Here is a 7,724-nt window from a genome sequence, read left to right as displayed (position 1 = left end):
ACACCACCGCGATCTCCCTACGCACCGGCACCGCGCCCCCCCACGAGCGCGGCCGGTGCCGCCCAGCGCAGCCACTGCGCGCGCAGCAGCATGAGCGCGCCGCATGCGCACGCGGCCAGCGCGCCGAACGTCGCGAAGCCGAGCTGGTAGCTGCCCGTGCTTTCCTTCGCGATGCCCATCACGACCGGCAGGTAGAAGCCGCCGATCCCGCCCGCCGCGCCGACGATGCCGGACAGCAACCCCGTCCTGCCCTGCCAGCGGTGCGGCACGAGCTGGAACGTCGCGCCGTTGCCGAGCCCGAACGCGATGTACAGGCAGATCAGCAGCGCGATGCCGCCTTCGACCGGCGGCATCCACGCGGCGAACGCGAAGTCGGCGGCGGCGATCGCCGCGAGCAGCACGAGCAGCGCGCGCACGCCGGTGACGCGGTCGGCGAGATGCCCGCCGAGCGGCCGCACGATCGCGCCGAGGAACGCGAGCAGCGACATGAAGAGGCCGGCTTCGATCTTCGGCATCTGGTAGAGCGTCGTGAGCAGCAGCGTCACGTACGACGACATGCCGACGAACCCGCCGAACGTAATGCTGTAGATCAGCATGATGACCCACGTGTCGCGTTCCGCGAGCACGGTGCGATAGCGGGCGGGCAGCACCGCTATCGCGAGCAGCGCGCCCATGACAGGCAGCAGCAGCACGCCGGTCTTGCCGGCGCCGAACAGGCCGCCGTGCACCGCGAGCACGAGTGCGACGAGGCCCGCGAGCGTGACCGCGAACGCGCCGAGCGCGCGCGGCGCGCTGCCCGACTTTTCGCCGCGGTCGTCGGCCCACGCGAACAGCGCGAAGCCCGCGATCGCGAGCAGCGGCAGCGCGGCCGCCGTCGAGAACTTCCAGCCGAGCGCGGCCGCGATGTGCGGGAACATGAAGCCGTCGAGCACCGCGCCGATGTTGCCGGCGGCGGCGAGGCCGAGCACGAGGCCCTGTACCTTCGGCGGATAGCTGCTGCCCGCCATCGGCAGCGCGACCGCGAAGCTCGCGCCGCCGATCCCGAGGAACACGCCGAGCACGAGCAGCAGCGCGTACGACGGCGTGCCGGGCAGGCACGGCAGCACGACCGCGGGCAGCGCCGACAGCAGCACGCCCATCAACGCGACGCGGCGCCCGTTCGCGGACTGGTACAGGTTGCCGAGCGTCACGCGCAGGATCGCGGCGGCGAGCACCGGCACCGCGACGAGAAAGCCCTGCTGCGCGGCGGACATCGCGATGTCCTTGCCGATGAACGGTGCGAGCGGGCCGTACAGCACCCAGACGGTGAAGCCGGTGTCGAAATACAGGAAGCACGCGAGCAGCGAGCGCCAGTTGCCGCTCTGCAGGGAAGTACGCAAGGTCTTCATCGATTTAGCCTCTCCGGGATGCCGGCCGGGGGCCGGGCGAGGTCGGACGGAACGTCGGGCGGGCGCCGTGCGGCGGTGCCGGGTTCGTGTTCCGCAATGTCCATGCCAACGGTTGGCATGTTTTGTCTGAAGTAACCCCCCGGCCTTTTGTGGCAGGCATCGCGGCAAATTGCGACTGCCAGCGCGAAAGCGGCGAGGGCACCGTGCGCGTGCGTGCGGCGCGGCGCTGGTGCGGCGATGCACAACGAGTGCGATGCGCTGCGGGATGCACCTGTTTGGGGGCGTCGTGAAGGGCGTGCCCTGTTTGTATAGGGACCCGGCTCGAGGTACTCGGACAATGCGGGGCCGACATGCCGTCATGCCGTCATCGCGCGTCGCCGGCCCCATTGCGCCGGTAAAATGCCGGCTTCTTCCCGACTGCCGCCCGCCGCGCCCGCCCGCATGGAACTGAAATGGCTCGAAGACTTCGTCTCGCTCGCGGAGACGCGCAGCTTTAGCCGGTCCGCCGAATTGCGGCACGTGTCGCAGCCGGCATTCTCGCGCCGCATCCAGGCGCTCGAGGCTTGGCTCGCGACCGAACTGATCGATCGTTCGGTTTATCCGACGCGGCTCACGCAGGCCGGCCAGATCTTCTACGAACAGGCGCTGACGATGCTGTCGCAGGCGCACGAGGCGCGCACGCTGTTGCGCGGCCACGTCGGCGCGCCGGTGCCGACGATCGAGTTCGCGGTGCCGCACACGCTGTCGCTCACCTATTTTCCGCGCTGGCTGCAGCGGATCGAGGCGAAGATGGGGCCGGTTCACACCCGGCTGCGCGCGCTGAACGTGCACGACGCCGTGCTGTCGCTCGTCGAGGGCGGCTGCGATCTCGTGATGGGCTATCACCATCCGAGCCACCCCGTCGCGCTCGACCCCGCGCGCTACGACATGCTGGCGCTCGGCAGCGAGCCGATCAGCCCGTTCTCGGCGCCCGGCCGCGCGGGGCGGCCGCGCTACACGCTGCCGGGCACGGCGGACGCGCGCGTGCCGTACCTGTCGTACACGCCGAACGCGTACCTCGGCCGGATGACCGAGGTGATCATCGCGAACGCGCCGACCCCGCTGTTCCTCGATCGCGTGTACGAAACCGACATGGCCGAAGGGCTGAAGGCGATGGCGCTCGCGGGCCACGGCATCGCATTCCTGCCACACAGCGCGGTCGAGGACGCGGTCGCGGGCGGGCGGCTGATCCGGCTCGACCGCGCGGTGCGCGGCGGTGCGCATCCGTTCACGCTGACGATGGAAATCCGGCTCTACTGCGACAAGGTCACGCTGCAGGGCGACGAGCCGCGGCAAAAGCTCGTGCGCGCGCTGTGGGATGTGGTCAGCGACGAGTTGCGCGAGGCGGCCGGCTGACGCCGACCCCCGACCCACACCCGACTGACACCCGGCCGACACGATTTTTCGCGCACCGGATCGACGGCCGATCGCGACCGTTCTTGCGTAAATCGACCGCGTATTTGCGAAAAATCGCGATCATGCAAGAAACGCATAATCGAATAAGCAAACGGCATTGGATAAAAAAAACGGGTTTTTCGACAATGTGCGCCATCCGTTGACCGTTGGAGAATCCATGTCTTCGCAATTGCAGTCCATCCCGTCCTACCTGCACGCCGACGATCTCGGCCCGTGGGGCAACTATCTTCAGCAAGTCGATCGCGTCGCGCCGTACCTCGGCTCGCTGTCGCGCTGGCTCGAAACGCTGAAGCGCCCGAAGCGCATCCTGGTCGTCGACGTGCCGATCGAACTCGACAACGGCACCGTTGCGCACTTCGAAGGCTATCGCGTGCAGCACAACGTGTCGCGCGGTCCGGGCAAGGGTGGCGTGCGTTACCACCAGGACGTGACGCTGTCGGAAGTGATGGCGCTGTCCGCGTGGATGTCGGTGAAGAACGCAGCAGTGAACGTGCCGTACGGCGGCGCGAAGGGCGGCATCCGTGTCGACCCGCGCAAGCTGTCGCGTGGTGAGCTCGAGCGCGTGACGCGCCGCTACACCAGCGAAATCGGCATCATCATCGGGCCGAACACCGACATTCCGGCACCGGACGTCAACACCAACGAACAGGTGATGGCGTGGATGATGGACACGTACTCGATGAACCAGGGCCAGACGGCCACCGGCGTCGTGACCGGCAAGCCGATCTCGCTCGGCGGTTCGCTCGGCCGCAAGGAAGCAACGGGCCGCGGCGTGTTCGTCGTCGGCTGCGAAGCGGCGAAGAAGAAGGGCCTCGAAATCGCCGGCGCGCGCATCGCGGTGCAGGGCTTCGGCAACGTCGGCGGCATCGCGGCGAAGCTGTTCCAGGAAGCGGGCGCGAAGGTGATCGCAGTGCAGGATCACACCGGCACGATCTACCAGCCGGCCGGCCTCGATTCGAACAAGCTGCTCGACCACGTCGCACGCACGGGCGGCGTCGCGGGCTTCGAAGGCTCGGAGCCGATGCCGAACGACGAGTTCTGGACGGTCGAGACCGACATCCTGATCCCGGCTGCGCTGGAAAACCAGATCACCGAGAAGAACGCGTCGAAGATTCGTACGAAGATCATCGTCGAAGGCGCGAACGGCCCGACGACGACGGCGGCGGACGACATCCTGAGCGCGAACGGCGTGCTCGTGATCCCGGACGTGATCGCGAACGCGGGCGGCGTGACCGTGTCGTACTTCGAGTGGGTGCAGGATTTCTCGAGCTTCTTCTGGACCGAAGACGAGATCAACCACCGTCTCGAGCGCGTGATGCGCGAAGCGTTCGCCGGCGTGTGGGCGGTCGCGGAAGAGCACAAGGTGTCGGTGCGTACCGCGGCGTTCATCGTCGCGTGCAAGCGCATCCTGATGGCGCGCGAAATGCGCGGTCTGTACCCCTGATCGATTGACGTCGGGATTGACGTCGATCAAGCCATGACGCAATCCATCCGATTGCGTACATGAACCTCGCGCGGGCGGCACCGGATCCGGTGTCGCCCGCGCGCGCATTCGGGCGCCGGAGCCGGGAGGAAGGCTACTTGCAGCGCGCTCCGGAGTGCGGTAAACAACCAGTACTTTCAGAAATATTACTTTGATACACTGGCGCGGGTTTTAGCCAAGGAGATGAACAAAATGAAATTCAACAAGGCAGTCCTGATGGCAGCAGCGCTCTGCGCGTTTGCAGGCGGCGCGCACGCCCAGGAGACCGGCACGCTGAAGAAAATCAAGGACACGGGCGTGATCGCGCTGGGCCACCGCGAATCGTCGATCCCGTTCTCCTACTACGACGAAAAGCAGCAGGTCGTCGGCTACTCGCGCGAATTCCAGATGAAGGTGGTCGACGCGGTGAAGAAGAAGCTGAACCTGCCGAACCTGCAGGTGAAGAACCTCCCCGTCACGTCGCAGAACCGCATCCCGCTCGTGCAGAACGGCACGGTCGACATCGAGTGCGGCTCGACGACCAACAATGCGGAACGCCAGCAACAGGCTGCGTTCTCGGACACGATCTTCGTGATCGGCACGCGCCTGATGACGAACAAGAGCTCGGGCGTCAAGGATTTCGCGGACCTGAAGGGCAAGACCGTCGTGACGACGGCCGGCACGACGTCCGAGCGTCTGCTGCGCAAGATGAACAACGACAAGCAGATGGGCATGAACATCATCAGCGCGAAGGATCACGGCGATTCGTTCAATACGCTGGAATCGGGCCGCGCGGTTGCGTTCATGATGGACGACGCGCTGCTCGCGGGCGAGCGCGCGAAGGCGAAGAAGCCGGACGAGTGGGTGATCGTCGGCACGCCGCAGTCCGAAGAAGCGTACGGCTGCATGATGCGCAAGGACGATCCGGCGTTCAAGAAGGTCGTCGACGATGCGATCGCGCAGGTCGAGAAGTCCGGCGAAGCCGAGAAGATCTACTCGAAGTGGTTCGAGAATCCGATTCCGCCGAAGGGGCTCAACCTGAAGTTCCCGCTGTCCGACTCGATGAAGAAGCTGTACGCGAACCCGAACGACAAGGCGCTCGACTGACCGCGCGTCCGTTGAAGCAGAGTTGACGCTGACGAAACGGAAGAGGCCACGCTTCTTCCGTTTCTTTTTGCTGGAGTCTTGTCCATGTCATACCACTGGAACTGGGGCATCTTGCTGAGCCCCGTGTCGACCGGCGAGCCGACCACTTATTTCGGATGGCTGATGTCCGGGTTCTGGGTGACGATCAAGGTATCGCTCACCGCCTGGGTGATCGCGCTGATCGTCGGCTCGCTGTTCGGCGTACTGCGCACCGTGCCGAACAAATGGCTGTCGGCAATCGGCACCCTCTACGTGTCGATCTTCCGGAACATCCCGCTGATCGTGCAGTTCTTCGTCTGGTACCTCGTCGTGCCGGAACTGCTGCCGCCGTCGATCGGCACCTGGATCAAGCAGCTGCCGCCGAACACGCAGTTCTTCACCGCGTCGATCGTCTGTCTCGGGCTGTTCACGGGCGCGCGCGTGTGCGAGCAGGTGCGCTCGGGCATCAACGCGCTGCCGAAGGGCCAGCGCGCCGCGGGCCTCGCGATGGGCTTCACGCAGTGGCAGACCTATCGCTACGTGCTGCTGCCGGTCGCGTACCGGATCATCGTGCCGCCGCTCACGTCGGAATTCCTGAACATTTTCAAGAACTCCGCGGTCGCGTCGACGATCGGCCTGCTCGACCTGTCCGCGCAGGCGCGCCAGCTCGTCGACTACACCGCGCAGACGTATGAATCGTTCATCGCGGTCACGCTCGCTTACGTGATCATCAACCTCGTCGTGATGGCGTTCATGCGCTGGATCGAGAGCCGATCGCGGCTGCCCGGCTATATCGGAGGCAAGTGATGCATCAGTTCGACTGGAGTAGTATTCCCGGCGCGCTGCCGACGCTGTGGACGGGGGCGATCATCACGTTGCAGATCACGCTGATCGCGATCGTGGTCGGGATCGTCTGGGGCACGCTGCTTGCGCTGATGCGGCTGTCGGGCGTGAAGCCGCTCGCGTGGTTCGCGCAGGGCTACGTGACGGTGTTCCGTTCGATCCCGCTCGTGATGGTGCTGCTGTGGTTCTTCCTGATCGTGCCGCAGGTGCTGCAGGGCGTGCTCGGGCTGTCGCCGACGATCGACATCCGGCTCGCGTCGGCGATGGTCGCGTTCTCGCTGTTCGAAGCCGCGTATTATTCGGAGATCATCCGCGCCGGCATCCAGGCTGTGCCGCGCGGGCAGGTGAATGCCGCGTTCGCGCTCGGCATGAACTATTCGCTGGCGATGCGCCTCGTGATCCTGCCGCAGGCCTTCCGCGCGATGGTGCCGCTGCTGCTCACGCAGGCGATCGTGCTGTTCCAGGACACGTCGCTCGTCTATGTGATCAGTCTCGCGGACTTCTTCCGCACGGCCGCCAACATCGGCGATCGCGACGGCACGAGCGTCGAGATGATCCTGTTCGCGGGCGCATGCTATTTCGTGATTTGCTCGGTGGCATCCGCCCTCGTCAAAGGTCTCCAGAAAAAGGTCACAAGATGATTTCCATCAAGAACGTTTCGAAGTGGTACGGCCAGTTTCAGGTCCTCACCGATTGCACGACCGACGTGAAGAAGGGCGAGGTGGTGGTCGTCTGCGGGCCGTCGGGGTCGGGCAAGTCGACGCTGATCAAGACCGTGAACGGCCTCGAGCCGTTCCAGCAGGGCGAGATCCTCGTCAACGGCCAGTCGGTCGGCGACAAGAAGACGAACCTGTCGAAGCTGCGCTCGAAGGTCGGGATGGTGTTCCAGCATTTCGAGCTGTTCCCGCACCTGTCGATCACCGAGAACCTGACGCTCGCGCAGATCAAGGTGCTCGGCCGCGGCAAGGACGAAGCGAACGACAAGGGTTTGAAGCTGCTCGACCGCGTCGGCCTGAAGGCGCACGCGCACAAGTATCCGGGCCAGCTGTCGGGCGGCCAGCAGCAGCGGGTCGCGATTGCGCGCGCACTGTCGATGGACCCGATCGCGATGCTGTTCGACGAACCGACCTCCGCGCTCGATCCCGAGATGATCAACGAGGTGCTCGACGTAATGGTCGAACTCGCGAAGGAAGGGATGACGATGATGGTCGTCACGCACGAGATGGGCTTCGCGAAGAAGGTCGCGCACCGCGTGATCTTCATGGACAAGGGCGCGATCGTCGAGGACGACCGCAAGGAAGACTTCTTCGCGAATCCGCGCTCGGACCGCGCGAAGGACTTCCTCGCGAAGATCCTGCACTGAAGCGGGGAGGGCGGCGGGGCCGCCTTCCAGCCCTTCGCGTGCCGCCGCAAACGGAAACGCCTGGCGATGCCAGGCGTTTTTTTTCGTC

General features: G+C 65.5%; 7 protein-coding genes. 6 read left to right on the top strand and 1 reads right to left on the bottom strand.

From position 1 onward, the window contains the following. Nucleotides 1-17: 17 nt before the first annotated feature. Nucleotides 18-1,388: an MFS transporter gene (locus tag G3N94_RS20710; RefSeq protein WP_205794444.1), complete on the bottom strand. Its 1,371-nt coding sequence runs from the start codon at nucleotides 1,386-1,388 to the stop codon at nucleotides 18-20. 441 nt (nucleotides 1,389-1,829) lie between these two features. On the opposite strand from G3N94_RS20710, the gene G3N94_RS20705 reads away from it, so the two are divergent. The 6 genes from G3N94_RS20705 to G3N94_RS20680 all read left to right on the top strand — a co-directional run bounded on the left by G3N94_RS20705 (nucleotide 1,830) and on the right by G3N94_RS20680 (nucleotide 7,636). Then, entirely contained in the window at nucleotides 1,830-2,783 is a 954-nt protein-coding gene (locus G3N94_RS20705; RefSeq protein ID WP_205794443.1) for a LysR substrate-binding domain-containing protein, read from the top strand. 217 nt (nucleotides 2,784-3,000) lie between these two features. Then, nucleotides 3,001-4,287: a Glu/Leu/Phe/Val dehydrogenase gene (locus tag G3N94_RS20700; protein ID WP_205794442.1), complete on the top strand. Its 1,287-nt coding sequence runs from the start codon at nucleotides 3,001-3,003 to the stop codon at nucleotides 4,285-4,287. A 231-nt stretch (nucleotides 4,288-4,518) separates the two neighbouring features. Then, nucleotides 4,519-5,412: a glutamate/aspartate ABC transporter substrate-binding protein gene (locus G3N94_RS20695; protein WP_205794441.1), complete on the top strand. Its 894-nt coding sequence runs from the start codon at nucleotides 4,519-4,521 to the stop codon at nucleotides 5,410-5,412. Nucleotides 5,413-5,496: 84 nt separating this feature from the next. Continuing rightward, nucleotides 5,497-6,237, top strand: a complete 741-nt coding sequence (locus tag G3N94_RS20690) for an amino acid ABC transporter permease (protein WP_205794440.1) — start codon at nucleotides 5,497-5,499, stop codon at nucleotides 6,235-6,237. Then, complete coding sequence (gene gltK, locus G3N94_RS20685; RefSeq protein ID WP_205794439.1) at nucleotides 6,237-6,914, top strand: glutamate/aspartate ABC transporter permease GltK; 678 nt, start codon at nucleotides 6,237-6,239, stop codon at nucleotides 6,912-6,914. Before G3N94_RS20690 ends, gltK begins: the two co-directional genes overlap by 1 nt. Beyond that, complete coding sequence (locus G3N94_RS20680) at nucleotides 6,911-7,636, top strand: amino acid ABC transporter ATP-binding protein (RefSeq protein WP_205794438.1); 726 nt, start codon at nucleotides 6,911-6,913, stop codon at nucleotides 7,634-7,636. The genes gltK and G3N94_RS20680 overlap by 4 nt, the downstream gene beginning before the upstream one ends. Nucleotides 7,637-7,724: the final 88 nt, after the last annotated feature.

This window comes from Burkholderia sp. Ac-20353, from assembly GCF_017104785.1.
Classification (GTDB): domain Bacteria; phylum Pseudomonadota; class Gammaproteobacteria; order Burkholderiales; family Burkholderiaceae; genus Burkholderia.
This window is presented reverse-complemented; position numbering and strand designations above follow the sequence as displayed.

Bases quoted from the DNA above. Each gene is read 5' to 3' on its own strand.
- G3N94_RS20710 (WP_205794444.1), bottom strand. From the start codon at position 1,388: ATGAAGACCTTGCGTACTTCCCTGCAGAGCGGCAACTGGCGCTCGCTG.
- G3N94_RS20705 (WP_205794443.1), top strand. From the start codon at position 1,830: ATGGAACTGAAATGGCTCGAAGACTTCGTCTCGCTCGCGGAGACGCGC.
- G3N94_RS20700 (WP_205794442.1), top strand. From the start codon at position 3,001: ATGTCTTCGCAATTGCAGTCCATCCCGTCCTACCTGCACGCCGACGAT.
- G3N94_RS20690 (WP_205794440.1), top strand. From the start codon at position 5,497: ATGTCATACCACTGGAACTGGGGCATCTTGCTGAGCCCCGTGTCGACC.
- G3N94_RS20680 (WP_205794438.1), top strand. From the start codon at position 6,911: ATGATTTCCATCAAGAACGTTTCGAAGTGGTACGGCCAGTTTCAGGTC.
- G3N94_RS20695 (WP_205794441.1), top strand. From the start codon at position 4,519: ATGAAATTCAACAAGGCAGTCCTGATGGCAGCAGCGCTCTGCGCGTTT.
- gltK (WP_205794439.1), top strand. From the start codon at position 6,237: ATGCATCAGTTCGACTGGAGTAGTATTCCCGGCGCGCTGCCGACGCTG.